Origin of the sequence: Blastococcus sp. VKM Ac-2987, assembly GCF_026967805.1 — a bacterium.
Lineage (GTDB): Bacteria > Actinomycetota > Actinomycetes > Mycobacteriales > Geodermatophilaceae > Blastococcus.
In genome coordinates this window covers 79903-95514 of the sequence record NZ_JAPVBG010000003.1, presented here as the reverse complement: position 1 = coordinate 95514, position 15612 = coordinate 79903, and the positions used below count along the sequence as shown (strand labels likewise).

8 protein-coding genes are annotated in these 15612 nt (G+C 68.0%); 5 read left to right on the top strand and 3 right to left on the bottom strand.

Annotation, left to right across the window (positions count from 1 at the left end):
• Positions 1 to 7: 7 nt before the first annotated feature.
• Positions 8 to 688: an EcsC family protein gene (locus O2W17_RS15720; protein ID WP_269193377.1), complete on the bottom strand. Its 681-nt coding sequence runs from the start codon at positions 686 to 688 to the stop codon at positions 8 to 10.
• Between the two features lie 543 nt (positions 689 to 1231).
• Here O2W17_RS15720 and O2W17_RS15715 point away from each other — a divergent pair.
• From O2W17_RS15715 to drmB, 4 genes are read left to right on the top strand one after another with little or no spacing between them, the layout of a single operon-like run.
• Positions 1232 to 5866 (top strand): DEAD/DEAH box helicase, encoded by a 4635-nt coding sequence (locus O2W17_RS15715; protein WP_269193376.1) that lies wholly within the window; start codon positions 1232 to 1234, stop codon positions 5864 to 5866.
• Entirely contained in the window at positions 5863 to 7656 is a 1794-nt protein-coding gene (locus tag O2W17_RS15710) for a UvrD-helicase domain-containing protein (protein WP_269193375.1), read from the top strand. Before O2W17_RS15715 ends, O2W17_RS15710 begins: the two co-directional genes overlap by 4 nt.
• 13 nt (positions 7657 to 7669) lie before the next feature.
• Entirely contained in the window at positions 7670 to 10855 is a 3186-nt protein-coding gene (locus O2W17_RS15705) for a helicase-related protein (RefSeq protein ID WP_269193374.1), read from the top strand.
• Positions 10852 to 12585, top strand: a complete 1734-nt coding sequence (gene drmB / locus O2W17_RS15700) for a DUF1998 domain-containing protein (RefSeq protein ID WP_269193373.1) — start codon at positions 10852 to 10854, stop codon at positions 12583 to 12585. Before O2W17_RS15705 ends, drmB begins: the two co-directional genes overlap by 4 nt.
• Positions 12586 to 12644: 59 nt before the next feature.
• Here the strand turns inward: drmB and O2W17_RS15695 are convergent, their stop codons facing one another.
• Entirely contained in the window at positions 12645 to 13775 is a 1131-nt protein-coding gene (locus O2W17_RS15695; RefSeq protein WP_269193372.1) for a DNA cytosine methyltransferase, read from the bottom strand.
• A gap of 35 nt (positions 13776 to 13810) precedes the next feature.
• Entirely contained in the window at positions 13811 to 14971 is a 1161-nt protein-coding gene (locus O2W17_RS15690) for a DNA cytosine methyltransferase (protein WP_269193371.1), read from the bottom strand.
• A gap of 51 nt (positions 14972 to 15022) precedes the next feature.
• Between O2W17_RS15690 and O2W17_RS15685 the strand changes: the two genes are divergently transcribed.
• The gene (locus O2W17_RS15685; protein ID WP_269193370.1) at positions 15023 to 15535 is read left to right on the top strand and encodes a very short patch repair endonuclease; all 513 of its coding nucleotides are present in this window, start codon (positions 15023 to 15025) and stop codon (positions 15533 to 15535) included.
• Positions 15536 to 15612 lie beyond the last annotated feature (77 nt).

The window sequence follows — 15612 nt, the reverse complement described above, 5'->3', positions numbered from 1 at the left end:
GCAGACGTCACACCGTGTCCGACCCACGATCATCCCCATCGCCTTGCGGCCCGAATGCCTTGTTCGCGTAGGCACCGACGGTCCGGGTGGTGATCGTGTCGACGGATCCGCCGATGACTCCGCCGACGAGCGGCACCCCCTTGGCGAGGGTCACAACCGCCCGTTTGGTGCCGTACTTGGCCACCAGCATGAAGCCGACCTTCTTGTTGACCTGCCGCAGGACCGTCACGGGAATCCGGTTGATCAGGCTCATGGTCGCCTTGGATCCGACCGTGACGCCGACCCGCTTGAAGGCCTCCGCGCCCATGTTGCCGACGAGGCAGAGCAGAACCGCTGACCGCACCTGCTCGCTGTCCAGGTCGTGACCGTGCACGGCCGCGATGGCGCCCGCCAGGTGGGTCTGCACCAGGTACGAGGCGCCGACGTTCGCCGGAAGAGCCACGGGCAAGGTCACGAAGCCTCCGAGGTTCGTGACGAACCCCTGCGCCCCAGCGATGGCGCAGTGGTTCCGGACGAGCGCCTTGACCGCCTGCTCAGGTGTGCGCCCCCGCAGGGCTTCCTCGGCACTCTCCGCCGCGCTCTTGAATGGCCCGAAGCCGTTGATCCCCGACTTGAGGAGCTGCTCGACGAGCCGCTCGCCGGCCTTCACGAGACTCGACGCCTCGGCCTCTTCTACCTGCGTGGTCATGTGAACTCCTCGGTGGCGATAGGGCTGGGCTCGGCGCAGCGTAGGCAGCTATCGAGATGGCGAACCGCTGCAACGCGAACTTCTGGTCCGATCGAGTCATCGCCCAGGCCACGCAGACCGCAGCTCCCCCTGACTGCTCACCGGTCACGCTGACCCCGGAGCATGCTCGCTGCCGTTGAGGAGACAGTCGCCAAGACACCTCGGCACTGGAGCGCCCTTCACAGACGTCACTGAACCCGGCCGGGGCAGCATCAGGAGGGGCGACTGCCCGCCACCCAACTCGGGACCAATCAGCGACGTTGAGGGGTCGGCGGGGGCGGAAGCGTCGATGATGCGGTGCCGCGCCCCCAGAGCGTCACAGCAGCACCACCCGACTCAGTCTCCCCACAATGGAGAAACCAGCTTCCGGATCGCTGGAGTCTGTAAGCAACCGCGCTTACGGTCCAGCCCGAACCGTAACGGCGTAGCGGCGGCCGGCGAAAGCTGTCGGGCCCGCTGCTCTAGCGTTTGCCGGCGCAGTCAACGGGGACAGGTGAGGCAAGATTGAACAGCAGGCGATGGGCGGGCTCTGACGGCGAGGTCGGTCAAGCGGTCATCACCGAGGCCCGTCAGTGCCTCGACGCCTACCGGGCCAAGCCCAACCTCGTCGAGCAGGACGCCGGCATCGAGATTTCGAACGTCGAGGGCGGGTACGGTCGCAAGCAGCTCCACGAGCTGCTGCAGAACAGCGCCGACGCGATGATCTCCAGTCCCGGCCGGGTGTCGATCATCCTGACCGAAGAGGCGCTCTACTGCGCGAACGAAGGCCAACCGCTCCGAGCTTCGGGCGTGGCAGCTCTCATGGCGTCCCACCTGTCGACCAAGCGCAGTGATCAGATCGGCCGTTTCGGCCTCGGCTTCAAGTCCGTACTCGGACTCAGCGACACCCCGGAGATCATCAGCACCTCGGGATCGCTTCGGTGGGACAGAGTCCAGTCACGACGCCGCATCCTCGAGGTGGTGCCGACGGCGAAGCGCACTCCGGTCCTCCGGCTGGCCGAGCCGATCGACGCGCAGCAGGCCGCAGCCGACGATCCCGTGCTTGCCGAGCTCATGCAGTGGTCCACGACGGTCGTCCGTCTTCCACTTCGGCCCGATGTGGACTGGTTGTCGGACGAGCTCCAGCGCTTCCCTGCGGAGTTCATGCTCTTCAGCCCCCACGTGCGCCGGCTCGACCTCGACGATCGGGTCACGAAGAAGCAACGCAGTTGGACGGCGCAGCGCGAGGGCTCTCGCGTCGAGCTGGTGAGCCCGGGCGGTTCCACCTCGTGGCACGTTTTCCGAGCGGATCACCGCCCATCCCCCGCCGCTCGGGCCGATGCGGGTGAGATCGCCGGGCGCGACCACATCGACGTGGTGTGGGCCGTACCGGACCGCGGGCGTACGGCAGCCGGCCAGTTCTGGGCCTTCTTCCCCACCAACTCGCGCACGACGCTGAGCGGCATCATCAACGCACCGTTCAAGACGACCGAGGACCGCCACGACATCCTCGACGGCCCCTACAACCGGGAGATCCTCGAACAGGTACTTCCCGGCATGGTGGCGGAGCACCTCCACGAGCTCGTCGAGCCCGAGGATCCCTCGAGCATCATCGAGATCCTTCCCGCCCGCGGTCGAGAGATCAGATCCTGGGCGGACGACTCACTGAACGTGCCGGTCATGCGCGAGGTGGCGAAGGCGCCGTGCATTCCGGACATGACCGGAACACCTCGTCGTATCCCGGAAGTGAGACTGAGCCCGCGGTTTCTCGCCGACCACAGTCGCTGGGCGTCGCTCTGGGCGAGTGTGGCCGACGGTCCCACGAACTGGATCCATCCGTCCGTCGACAACGACCGGACGGAACGTCGGGCCAAGGCGACACGGCTCTACGAGATCGCGCGCGTCGCTGAGTCGACCACCGAGGAGTGGTTGCAGACGCTCGCAGCGAGCGGTGTTCGCGGCTCGATGGTGGCCGTCCAGTTGGCGGATCTGATCAACATGGGCGATGCCGAACAGCTTCAGGCAATTCGCCGCGCGACCACCGTCATGTGCGCGGACGGACGCCTGTCCCCGCCGCTACCCGGGCGAGTCTTTCTTCCGGATCCGTCGGAGCCCGCCGGCCCCGGGTTCGTCCATCCCGAACTCGCCGGGGATCCGGATACCGCTGCTGCGCTTCGGCGACTGGGCATCCGCCCGCTGGACGCCGTGGGGCGTCTCTCGGCCCACGTCGCCAGGATGACAGCCGGGGAGACCAAGGGTCCGGACGTGGCTCGCCTGTGGGAACTGGCGCGGCAGGTCGGGACTGACGAAGCCGCGCAAGCGATGGAATCCGGCTTCGGACGGGGTCGGACGCCGGTCCGCAGCCTCGCAGCGAAGCCTGCACCGATCGACTCGTGTCTGCTCCCCGGCACCATCGTTCCGTCCGACGGATCGCGCGACGCCGAATGCGCCGTGGACATGCGGTTCCACGCCTCTGATCACCAGTTGCTCGCTCGGCTGGGTGCGGTTCCGGGCCCCCGCCTGATGACTCGGCCGCCGGACGAGAACTGGTACGAGACGTGGCTGGACGAGGCCCGGTCGACATTCGTGAAGGCGGCCGGTTCGTGGGGCACTCGCGTGTCCCCGACGTCCATCGTCGTGCGGCCGGCACCGACCGCTGCCCATCTGACGCTGCTGCCGAAGCTGTCCACTCCCGCCCGTGTCGCCATGACGCGCGAGGCACTGGCCCTCGCGACACAGAGCTGGACCGTGTACTCCGAGACCCGTGGGTCCATCGAGCCGGTGCTGTTCACCAACCCGGGTGTCTGGTGGATCCGCAAGCACGGCTGGGTGGACACCCCGCTGGGCCCGTGCCCGGTAGCGAGCGCCGTCGGTCCGGTGGAGGGCGTCGCGCCGGACCTGCTTCCGGTGCCGATCGGCCTGGACGACAAGGGACTCACCGCGCTCGGCGTCCGTACCACCGTGGACGCCGATTGGTGGTCGCGCTTTCTCGTCCTGGCCCAAGAGACCTTCGACATCACGAAGGTCCACCGCCTTTACCCGGCCGCCGCACGGGCCGGCGCGCATCGACCACCGACCTTGCGCATCCAGCACGCGGGTGGCATCGGCGATGCACCGTCCGCCGAGGTCGTCGTCACCGACGACCCGGTCGCTTACTCCCTGCTCAAGGACTCGGCCGACGTCGTCCTGGTGGACTCCGAACGCGACGCCGAGACTCTCAGGACCCTGTGGGAGCTGGGCGACGCGCGGTCCATGCTCCGGCGCACGGTGCTGTCCGCGCCGTCGGGGGAGCCGATTGCCGTCGTCGACCGGTTCCCCGGTCTCCGCGTCACCGCTCCCACCGTGTCCCCGTCCTACGTCCTCATGCCATGCAAGGAACTGGCCATCGAGGTCTTCGCGGAAGAGGGATCGACACGGTCGGTGACCGACCGCCGCTCCGTCACCGAGGGCGAGGTCCTGTACTACCGGGACGGCATGTCACCGACCGAACTTCTCGAAGCCGTGAACGTCGGATTTCGTCTGGGCCTGGACCAGCGACAGCTGCAGCAGACGATCGAGATCGGTCTCCGCCGGGAGCAGAGCGACGTCGCCAAAAAGGTCCGAGCCGCCTCGTCGGTCGACGACAAACTCCTTGCACTCGCCGGCGAGGAAGAGCTTCGGAAGCTCGTGCCGGCGGAGGCGATCGAGGTCGCGCAGGCACGCCAGCGGCGCAAGCTGGAACCGGTCGAGATCGCCCGGATGGCGAGAACGGCAGCGGGGACCCAGATCATCCGAAAACTCACCCCGGCCATCGAGGCTCGGGGCATCACGGTGCCCACCGTGCTGAACGGGGGAAGCACCGCTGCTGCGTTCACGGAGAAGCTCGGGCTGCCCGACGAGTACGCGGGCTCACGCGCGCCACAGCGAGCGGCGGTGCAGCTCGTGGACGGCCCGGTTCGGCTGCCCGACCTCCACGACTACCAGGCCGAGACCGTCGAGCGAGTCCGGAAGGTGCTCCGGGCGGAGGGACAGAGCCGGGGGCTCGTCGCCCTACCGACCGGATCGGGCAAGACACGCGTCGCGGTGGAGGCGGTCATCGACCACATCCGCGAGGAGAACCCGGACGCCCTCGTCGTCTGGATCGCCCAGAGCGACGAGCTCTGTGAGCAGGCCGTCGAGACGTGGTCGTACGTGTGGCGGGCCGTCGGCGCGCACCGGACGAGTCTCACCGTCAATCGCCTCTGGGCCTCCAACGACGCCGCACGTGTCAAGAGCGGGGCGCAAGTCGTCGTCGCCACCGACGACAAGCTGAGCTCCGTCTCGACACAGGACCGGTACGACTGGCTGAAGCAGGCGTCAATCGTCGTCGTCGACGAGGCACACACCTCCGTGTCCAAGACGTACACAGCACTGTTCAACTGGCTCGAGCGTGGCACGCGTCAGCGCGAGCGCCCGTTGCTCGGCTTGTCGGCCACCCCCTACCGGAACAACAACGAGGACCAGACGAAGCAGCTCATCAACCGTTACGACGGAAACCTCCTGACCGACGGACTCTTCGGCGACGAGGACGCGCACCTCTTCCTCCAACGCCTCGGGATCCTCGCGCGAGTACGGCACGAGGAGCTCGAGGGCATGCGTCTCACGCCACTGCGCTTTCCGAGCAGCTCGGACGCCGGCGACAGCTCACATCTGCTCGAGAACCGCATCGACCTGGGTCAGGTGGCCCGGGACGACGACCGCAACCACCGCATCATCGACTCGCTGCTCAAGGTCGCGCAGGACTCGACGGCGCTCGTCTTCGCGGCCTCGGTTCAGCACGCGGAGATTCTCGCCTCGGTGCTGGACGCGGAGGGATTGCCTGCGGCCGCCGTCTCCAGCTTCACGACCGCCGCGGAGCGCCGCGAGCGAGTTCGTCAGTTCCAGTCAGGGAACATCCGGGTGCTTACCAACTACAACGTCCTTTCCCAGGGCTTCGACGCACCGAAGGTCGGCGCCGTCTACGTCGTCCGTCCCACCTTCAGCCTCAACCGCTACCAGCAGATGATCGGTCGGGGCCTCCGGGGGCCGCGGAACGGTGGCTCCGAGGAGGTCCTCATCGTCAACGTCAAGGACAACATCGACGCCTTCGGCGAGCAGCTCGCTTTCCACCACTTCGACGCTCTTTGGCGGGATCACGCATGAGTGTCGAGCTCGACAACAGTCAGCGCGCCGTCGTCGAGGCCGATCCCACCGAGCGCCTGTTGGTGATCGCTGGAGCTGGCCGCGGTAAGACGGAGGTCATCGCCGGCCGGGTCGACGAGCTGGTCCAATACAGGGGTCTTAACCCGGCCGACGAGCTCCTCGTCCTGACCTTCTCGCGCGCTGCAGTAGCCGCCGCCAGGCGCCGCCTGGAGCAGCGAGGCACGGGCGCGGTTGCAATCAGCACCTTCGACTCGTTCGCCAGCCGGCTCCTCTTGGAGGCCGGAGAGGACCCGTCCTCGATCGGCGGCTTCGACCGGCGGATCAGGGCCGCGACCGATGTCCTACGCAGTGAGGACCTCACGCGCATCGAGTTTCTTCAGCACGTCCTTCTCGACGAGGTACAGGACCTCGTCGGAGATCGGGCCGAGCTCGCCCTGGCGCTGCTCGAGCAGGTCGGCGCGGACTGTGGATTCACCGCCCTCGGCGACCCCCTCCAGGCGATCTACGACTGGCAGCTCGAGGAGGCCCGGAGCAGGACCACCTCGCAGCAGTTCATGAGCCGCCTCGTCGACGACCTCGGCGCGCGTCGCACCGCGCTGGAGGTGGACTACCGCGCCCGCGGCAAGGAAGCTCGTTGGGTCGTCGAGCTGGGCGAGTCCATCCGCTCCTCGGACGCACCCGCGGCGGCTCCGGCATCCGTCTCCGAATTCGTCGACATCCTCCTGGATCTGGGGCCGTTGGCCGACGCCACCAACCTTGTGGACCGTTCCCCCGCGACGACCGCTGTGCTGTGCCGGACGAACGGCCAGGCACTCACGGCCTCGAAGGTGCTTCGTGAGGCAGGGGTCCGCCACGTCCTCCGTCGTCCCCTGCAGGACATGGGCGTCGCACCGTGGGTGGCCGCCGCGCTCGGCGGTGTGGACACCCCGGTCGTCGACCGCCACGAGGTGATCGATCTGATCGCTTCAGCAGCTCCAGAGCTGAATCCGGAAGAGGCATGGGTGTCTCTCAAGGAGACCGAGGGGCGTCTCTACGAGCGGGACCTCCTGGACCTCGGGGCGCTCCGCACGGCACTCCGCAGCCGCTCCGTCCCCCTGGGGCTCGCGGCCGCCGACGAGGCAAGCGTCGTCGTGTCGACGATCCATCGCGCCAAAGGTCTGGAGTTCGACCGAGTTCTCTACATGCCGGCGGACACGAACCGTCTTCCCGCTGTCGATTCCGACGCCGAGATGAGGGTCACCTACGTGGCTCTCTCCCGTGCACGCGACGAGCTCTACGTCTGCGGCCCTCCCAAGGAGGCGATCCGGACGTCGGAGCTGCGGTCCGGTCGGTGGGCGGTACACGTCTTCCGGGGCCAGAAGCGCTACCCCTGCGGCATGGAGGCAACGTCCGTCGACGTCGACGTGCTGCAGCCGGTCGCCGAGGACGACGGCAACGGCTGGGGCGTGCAGCAGCGCCTGCTACGCGCGGACGTCGTGGGGGCAGCCGTCACGGCCGTCCGGGAGGACGACACACCGGTCGAGGCCCCGCGCTACACGTTGCGACTCACAGACGGTGACGTGCTCATCGGCCGCACGTCGGAACACTTCGGCAGGGCACTGGCATCGACCTTCGGCCGCCGACGGCCCGAGCAGTCGTGGCCTCGTCGGATCAATGGCCTGGCGGTCGCATCCGTCGAGACGGTCGCAGGCGACCCGGACTACACACGACGCGCCGGCCTCGCCGGCAGCGGCCTCTGGCTGGTGCCCCGTCTGACGGGACTGGCGTGGCCCGACTGGAAGAGCGAGTGAGAGAGCTGAACCCATGGGTCTGACCGAGAAGTACGCCTTCCGCGCCGAGATGGTCCGGCGACTGCACGACGACCTCATAGGCCCGCGTGGAGGCGATGAGCACGAGACGATCGACGAGTCCCCTCTCGACCGGTACATCGCCGGAGTGTTGTGGCCGGCCGACAGCGGCACCCAGGACGCGGTCGCGGAGGAGCCGGTCGACGGAGCCGGTGAGGAGACGGGGCCGACCGACCTCCCCGTCTCACAGTCCCGGATGCGCTACCCCACGTCCGTCGGCATCACCTTCACGGTCGACGCGGGCATCGTCGACGAGGTCTCCGTCCGCGTCTCGGCGGCCCGTTACCTGCCCGGGGACGAGGTGCAGGCAGAAGCGGATCAACGATCGCGTGCGCGTGATCGACACCGGGTCACCTGGAAGCGTTCGCCTGTCCAGCTCGCGCCCGTTCTGATTCGGCTCGACGGCTCGACGGACCGGCGCCAGGAGGTCGTCCCGGGGCTCGACCTGTACGCACTCGTACGCAAGCCCTCCGGCGGGCTGGTGACGGTGACTGTCGCCCTCATCAACAAGCAGCCGTCGACCGCCGGCCACCGGGACGAGAACAGCTGGTTCCAGGTCGAGATCGAAGCGACCACGGCCGAGCCCGCGATCGTCGACCGCGCCACGTCGCCGACCATCGGCAAGGACGACGACCTGGACACCGGGGCGCTGCTCTACAGGAACGCCCACACGTTCGCGTCCGGTCACGGTTGCGCCGCCACATGGGATCGGACCGGCGTTTCGCGTGTCTCATCGGTCCGCACGACGTTCATCCCTCAGCACTCGTTGCAGCGGGCGAAGCCCAGTCCTGTGCCGGGCGCCGACCTCCGCATGTCCTTCCTGGCCCGGGCCGAGGACGAGGCAGTGCTGTCGAACCTCACCGAGGTCGTGCACGCGTACCGGCGTTGGATCGGTGAGGAAAAGACGCGTGCGGAGCGGGACGACTGCGTCGAGGACGCACTTCGACCGGTCGCATGGCGACACATGCAGCAGGCCGAGGAAGCCGCTGACCGCATCGAGGCAGGGATCGATGTCCTGAAGACGGATCCGGACGCGATGCGGGCTTTCCGGATCATGAACGAGGCGATGCAGCTTCAGCGGGCCCGGCAGGACTGGATCCGCAACGGCGCCGAGGGCACCGTGGACGACGGTGACGAGCAGCGGTGGTACCCGTTCCAGCTCGCGTTCATCCTGCTCAACCTCGCCGGCCTCAACGATGCTGAGCACCCGGATCGGGACACCCTGGACCTGCTGTGGTTCCCCACGGGTGGTGGAAAGACCGAGGCATACCTCGGCTTGATCGCTTTCACCATCGCGCGACGACGGCTGCTTGACTCGTCGGCCACCGGCGTGGCGGTGATCATGCGTTACACGCTCCGACTGCTGACCATCCAGCAGTTCGAGCGTGCCACGGCGCTCATCTGCGCACTCGAGTGCCTGCGCCGTGAGCGACCGGAACTCGGGGCCGACCGCTTCTCGATCGGCCTGTGGGTCGGCGGGGCCGCAACTCCCAACACGTTGGACGACGCGCGGAAGGCCCTCAACAAGCTCGGCAAGGGGCACGACGTCGAAGAAGGCAACCCGATCCAGCTGCTCAAGTGCCCGTGGTGCGGCGGCACTCTCGGCCCGGACCAGTACGCCATCGTGAACCACCCGGATCGACACTTAAGAGTCGCCTGCGGTCGCTCGGGATGCGATTTCTCCTCCGGGCTTCCGGTGCACCTGGTGGATGAGGACGTCTATCGCGAACGGCCTGAGCTCGTGATCGGCACCGTGGACAAGTTCGCGCGGATGGCCTGGACCGAGAGGGCGGGATCCCTGTTCGCGCGAGACGGTCAGGGACACCGACCCGAGCTGGTCATCCAGGACGAGTTGCACCTCATCTCCGGGCCTCTCGGTTCGATGGTCGGGCTCTACGAGACGGCCGTGGACGCGGCTTGCGCCGTCGACAGTGCGGATCCGTTCGCACCACCCCGGGGTCGCGCCAAGGTCATCGCGTCGACAGCGACGATCCGGCGGGCCACCGAGCAGGTGCACTCGGTCTTCAATCGAGAGGCTGCCCAGTTCCCGCCACCGGGGATCGATCCCGATCTCTCGTTCTTCGCCGAGCCGGCGCCGTCAACGGAGCTGGGAGACCGTGCCTATGTCGGCGTCATGGCGCCCGGCACCAGTCACCAGTCCCTCATGATCCGCGTGTACGCGTCGCTGCTGCAGAGCGCCCAGGACATACCCGGCGATGTGGACACACGTGATCCGTACTGGACGCTGCTCGGCTACTTCAGCAGTCTGCGCGTCCTGGGTTCCGCCGAGCTACAGGTCCGGGACGACGTCAAGATCCGCCTCGGTCTGCTCGCCCGTCTGGCCGCAACGCAGGAGCGACCCATCCGGCAACTGTCGGAACTCACCAGTCGCGTCGGGGCTCGCGAGATCCCGGAAAGGCTGAAGCACCTCGAGGTGAGGGTCGACGACCGAGGGGCCGACGACGTCGTGCTCGCGACCAACATGATCTCCGTGGGCCTCGATGTGGACCGGCTCGGAGTGATGGCCGTGATGGGCCAGCCTCAGTCGAGCGCGGAGTACATCCAGGCGACGAGCCGCGTCGGACGCAAGCATCCTGGCTTGGTCGTCACGATGTTCAACTCCGCTCGCTCCAGGGACCGTTCGCACTTCGAGAACTTCATCCCCTTCCACCAGTCCGTGTATAGATCCGTGGAGGCGACGAGCGCGACGCCGTTCGCCGCCCGCGCTCGTGACCGGGGTCTGCACGGCGTGCTGACGTCGATCGTCCGCCTGCTCTTCAACGACCTGAGCGCCAACACCGGAGCCGGCATGGTGGCCGGTCAGCGCGACAAACTCGAGCTGGCGGCCGCGATCATCGCCCGACGGGCTCAGGACTGCTCCGACGACGGCGACGAGACGGCTGCGCAACTCGACGACCTGGTGGAGGAGTGGCTCGGAGCCGCGGAGTCGAAGCCGGGGCTCGCCTATTGGCTGCGCAACAACTGGGACGCGTCGTTGCTCGTCGATCCCGCGACCATGCTCGTCAACGACGACATCCCTGACTTCGATCAGGGTCAGGTGCCCTGGCCGACGTTGCAGAGCCTCCGGGACGTCGACGCCGAGAGCGGCCTGTACCAGGTGGCACTGAGGAAGGAACGATGAACCAAACCCCGAAGGCGCGCCGCAGTCAGCTCATCTCGACGTTCGGCGTCGGCGGCCTCTTCCCGTCCGAGAACACGAGCTTCATGATCGCCGGCCTCGAGCACTGGGACGAGAAGCGAGCCGACGTGGCGAGTGAGCCCCGCCTGGCCCGGTCGCTCGGCGTCACGTCCCTCCTCATGCCGCCCGCGGGCGGCCGTCGGGACGTGCCCGTCGTCAGGTTCCCGCAGATGCAGATCTGCCCGAGCTGCAGACGGATCGGTCTCCCGTCCGATTTCCGATCACCGTGGAATCAGGCGGTGTGCAACCTCTGCCGCCCGTCCGCTCCGCTGACTCCGTCCCGTCTCATCGTCGCCTGCCGCATGGGCCATGTCGGGGAGTTCCCATACTTCAGCTGGGCGCACGCCGGCCGAGGGGAAAGGTCCGAGGGCAAGCACGAACTGCGTCTGGTCAGCCGCGGCCGGACCTCGTCCCTGGCGGACCTGATCGTCGAATGCTCCTGCGGGATCCCGCCCGTGGGGCTGGACGGCTCCTTCGATGCTGCGGCACTGAAGGGCATCACCCGCTGCCGAGGAGAACGTCCCTGGTTGGGCCCGAATGCGTCCCAGGAGTGCGACGAGACGCCCCGCACGCTGCAGCGTGGCGCGTCGAATGTGTGGTTCCCCGCCGTCCGGTCGGCGATCTCCATCCCTCCGTTCTCGGAGGCACTCGTTCGGTTCGTGGATCGGGAGTGGGACTCACTCAGATCCCCCGAGTCGGTCAATGCGCCGTGGCTCATCGACGGCCTGGTGAAGAAGAGCCGCGGGCGGTTCACCGCGGAGCAGATCATCGGCGAAACCCGTCGCCGTCACGAAGCGGAGGCGGCAGAGGACGACCTGACCGAGGCGTCCTTGCGGCGCGACGAGTACCGGGCCCTCCTGGAGGGACGTCCGGAGGAGCGGGACGGCTCCGACTTCGTTTGCCTGGAAAGGCCCGTACCGGCCGAGCTCGCTGATCACGTCTCGGCCGTCCGGAAAGTGACCCGACTCCGTGAGGTCCGTGCCCTCTTCGGCTTCTCGCGGTTGTCCGCGGTGTCCGACCCCTCGGATCCCCGACTGTGCCAACTCAGCCAGCACCGACAGACCTGGTTGCCCGCGATCGAGGTACTCGGGGAAGGCGTCTTCCTCCAGATCGACACCGCGGCCGTTCAGCGCTGGGCGCACGACCCATTCGCAGAGCGAAGGAGGAGGCTCCTCCAGGATGCGTCGGACGAGGCCGATCAGGCAGCCCGTCGACCACCCTCACGGGAGGTCGACATCGCTCACGTCCTCTTGCACACGTTCGCCCACGTACTCATCGACCAGCTGGCACTCGAGGCGGGCTACCCCGCAGCCTCCATCCGCGAGCGGCTGTACGTCGACGAGTCCATGTCGGGGGTTCTCCTGTACACCGCCACGTCGGACTCCGCCGGAAGCCTGGGCGGTCTGGCGGCTCAGGCGGAGGAGGACCGCGTCGGTCGACTGGTCGTCGACGGTCTCGAGCGGCTGTCGTGGTGCTCCTCCGACCCCGTGTGCATCGAGTCGGTGGGCACCGGGACCGACGGGCTGAATCTTGCGGCCTGTCACGCCTGCGTCCTCGCCCCGGAGACGTCGTGCGAAGAGCAGAACGTCCTGCTCGACAGGGCGCTTCTCTTCGGAACGCCTGACGAGCCGGGCGAGGGCTTCTTCAGCTCCTTCGCGTCGAACGGCCTGTAGGAAGCACATCGCGAGGCGGGTCCGGTGTCGCCGACGGCGCCGGATCTGCCTCGCGCAGCTCAGACGACGAGAAGTCGCTGTGCGACGACCTGCGCCACTGCACGGGCTAAGGACGGCGGCACGGCGTTGCCGATCTGACGAGCGATCTCTGCCTTGCTACCGCACCACACGTGACGCTCGTCGAAGCCCTGGACGACCGCGGCCTCGGCGTGTGTCAGTGCTCGGTTGACCTGGACGCCGCCGTTCTGCCACTGGGGGTGCAGAAAGCGCCCCTTCTCAGGCCTGAAGAACTCCGTGCGGATCGTGACAGCCGGCTCGTCCCAACGCAGCCGGCCCAGGACGTCACCGGCGCCCTTCGTGTGCCGGCGCCAGCACGGGTACTGCAGCTCCTCGGGCAGATTGAACCGGCCCTGACCCGGCGCGATGTGCGCGTACCGGATCTGCGACGTGAGGTCGTAGTGCCGCGTGATGTGCAGGTCCCGCAGCTTGAACGCGCCAGGCACCTCCTGGCCGCCGAAGACGATGCTGCTTTCCGGCAGCCACTCCTCGCGTACGTCCGGCTCGAGAACGACCGGGCCCTGCATGAAGGCCTGCCGCAGGCTCGTCCAGGTGCCCCGTCCGTCGGCCGGGGCCTTCCCGTGCGTAGGTGCGGGCTGGGCCACTGGACCGATTCTCGAGCCGACGATGATGGTCCGGACGCGCTTCTGGGGCACCCCGAAATCCGCAGCATTGAGCCGGAAGACCTGGGTGCGGAAATCGGCCAGCTCGCCGTCCTCGCTCGCCGCACGTCGGAGAAGCTCGAACTCGGGGGTCTTCGCAAAACGGTCGACGTTCTCGAACACGAACATGGCCGCGTCCGACTCGCGCACGACGCGGACGAAGTGACGCCACAGCTGGTTCCGAGCGTCCGCCGGATCTCGCTTGCCCAACGCGGAGAAGCCCTGGCACGGCGGTCCGCCGATGACCACGTCGACGTCCGGGACGCTCCGGAAGTCGGCGATGTCGCCGGCGAAGGTGTGTTCGCCTCTCGGATCGAAATTGGCAGCGAACGTTGCAGCTGCGGCCGTGTCGACCTCCACCGCGCCGACGGTCGAGAAGCTGCCCTCGTCGAGGAAGCCCCGGGTCAGACCCCCACAACCGGCGAAGAGGTCGAGCGTCGTGAGGCGGGCGGTCGGTGCGGAGGTGCGCACGCCCGACCTCTTGTCGTCCGCTGGTTCCACGGGCGTCAGACGGCGACAGGGACGGCGAGGTCGATCAAGTCGTCCGCCGTGGTCCTCGTCATCGCCTGAGAGAGATGAGCGGCGATGGCCCGTCCGAGTGGGATGGGAACCGCGTTGCCGATCTGGCGCGCGATCGAGGTCTTCGAGCCGACCCACCTGTGACTGTCCGGGAATCCTTGGATCAGCGCGGCCTCCAGATGTGTCAGAGCACGGTGCTCATCCGGGTGGAGGTAGCGCCCCTTCTCGGGCTTGAAGAACTCCGTGCGGATCGTGACCGAGGGCTTGTCCCAGGACAAGCGCCCCATCACATCCGCAGAACCGGCCTTGTGCTTCACCCAGCATGGGGACAGAAGCTGTTCCGGGATGTCGAACCGGTTCCCGCCGGCAGGGATCGAACGAAAACGCCTTTCGGAGAGCTCGGTGTAGGTGCGTCCGACGTGCAGCTCGGAAGTCCTGAAGGGCCCGGGGACCCGACGTCCTTGGACGACTGTCCAGCGGTCCGGTGGCAAGTCGGTCGTCTCCACCTGACGAGGCACGCGGTCGAGGACGGACCGCAATGTCACGTGCCGTCCGAGATGGGTGGGCGCAGGGAGTCCCGGGGCGGGGAGCTCGCGGTGGTGACCGATGAGGATGGTCCGGCGGCGCGCCTGAGCCGCTCCGAAATCCGCTGCGTTGAGGACGCCTGCCTCGAAGTCGTAGTCGGCGAGCAGCCCGCCCGGTTCGGTGGCCGCCCGAAGGTCCGCGAACTGCCGCGACTTGAGGAACGCGCCGACGTTCTCGAGCACGAAGTACCGGGGCTCCGCCCGCACGATGGTGAGCGCGTAGTCGTGCCAGAGCGCATTGCGCTCGTCCTCCGCATCCTGCTTCCCCAGGGTGGAGAAGCCCTGACAGGGGGGGCCTCCGACGACCACGTCGACGGACGGCACATCGCAGTTCGCCAACCAGTCGCTGATGGCTCGTACGTGGACGACGGCGTCGCCGAACGTCGCCTTATAGCTTGCCGCCGCCTGGGGATCCATCTCCACGGCCTGCACGGTGCGGAACGCTTCGGACGCATGAAAGCCCTGCGTCATCCCGCCGGCACCGCTGAAGAGGTCCAGTACCGTCGCGAGGTGCCGCCCCTTGTCGTCCCCGGCCGGATCTGAGGACGAGCGGAACGGCTGCACAAGCGGAGGTTAGCCGGCCCTACCGACGAACGTTGAGGCGACAGTCCGACGATGAGCCAAGATCCCGGTCCCGGCGCCCCACCGGCACCGCTGGATGCGTCGGTCGCCCGACGCATGTCCCGCCAGCCGCGCCGGGACACGGCTCCGGAGGTGGCGCTGCGTCGGGAACTGCACAGAAGAGGTCTGCGCTTCCGTGTGGACTGGCCGCTGCCGGGGCTACCCCGTCGACGGGCCGACGTCGCCTTCACCCGGCGGCACGTCGCGGTGTTCGTCGACGGCTGCTTCTGGCACGCGTGTCCGGAGCACGGCACCGCGCCTGCCTCGAACGCCGACTGGTGGGCGGCCAAGCTCGACAAGAACGTGCGGCGGGATCGGGACACCGACCGACATCTGCAGCTGTTGGGTTGGACGGTCCTCCGCTTCTGGGAGCACCAGGATGCCGACAGCGCCGCCGACGCCGTGGAGGCGGTCGTGCGTCGTGCCGGGGGCGGCGGACCGACCTGTCCCGCGACGACGCCGGATAAAGGGCCCTTCCGTACCGGCCCGGCAGTGCGACTCCCCTGAGGCTCACGGGTCCGCTGCGCCGCACCCGGTGACTTCCGAGACGGAACGGACGCCCAATGTCCTCGCCCTCGCCGCAG

Excerpts from the sequence above, each read along its gene's own strand:
- O2W17_RS15720 (WP_269193377.1), bottom strand. The coding sequence starts at position 688 with ATGACCACGCAGGTAGAAGAGGCCGAGGCGTCGAGTCTCGTGAAGGCC.
- O2W17_RS15710 (WP_269193375.1), top strand. The coding sequence starts at position 5,863 with ATGAGTGTCGAGCTCGACAACAGTCAGCGCGCCGTCGTCGAGGCCGAT.
- O2W17_RS15705 (WP_269193374.1), top strand. The coding sequence starts at position 7,670 with ATGGGTCTGACCGAGAAGTACGCCTTCCGCGCCGAGATGGTCCGGCGA.
- drmB (WP_269193373.1), top strand. The coding sequence starts at position 10,852 with ATGAACCAAACCCCGAAGGCGCGCCGCAGTCAGCTCATCTCGACGTTC.
- O2W17_RS15685 (WP_269193370.1), top strand. The coding sequence starts at position 15,023 with ATGAGCCAAGATCCCGGTCCCGGCGCCCCACCGGCACCGCTGGATGCG.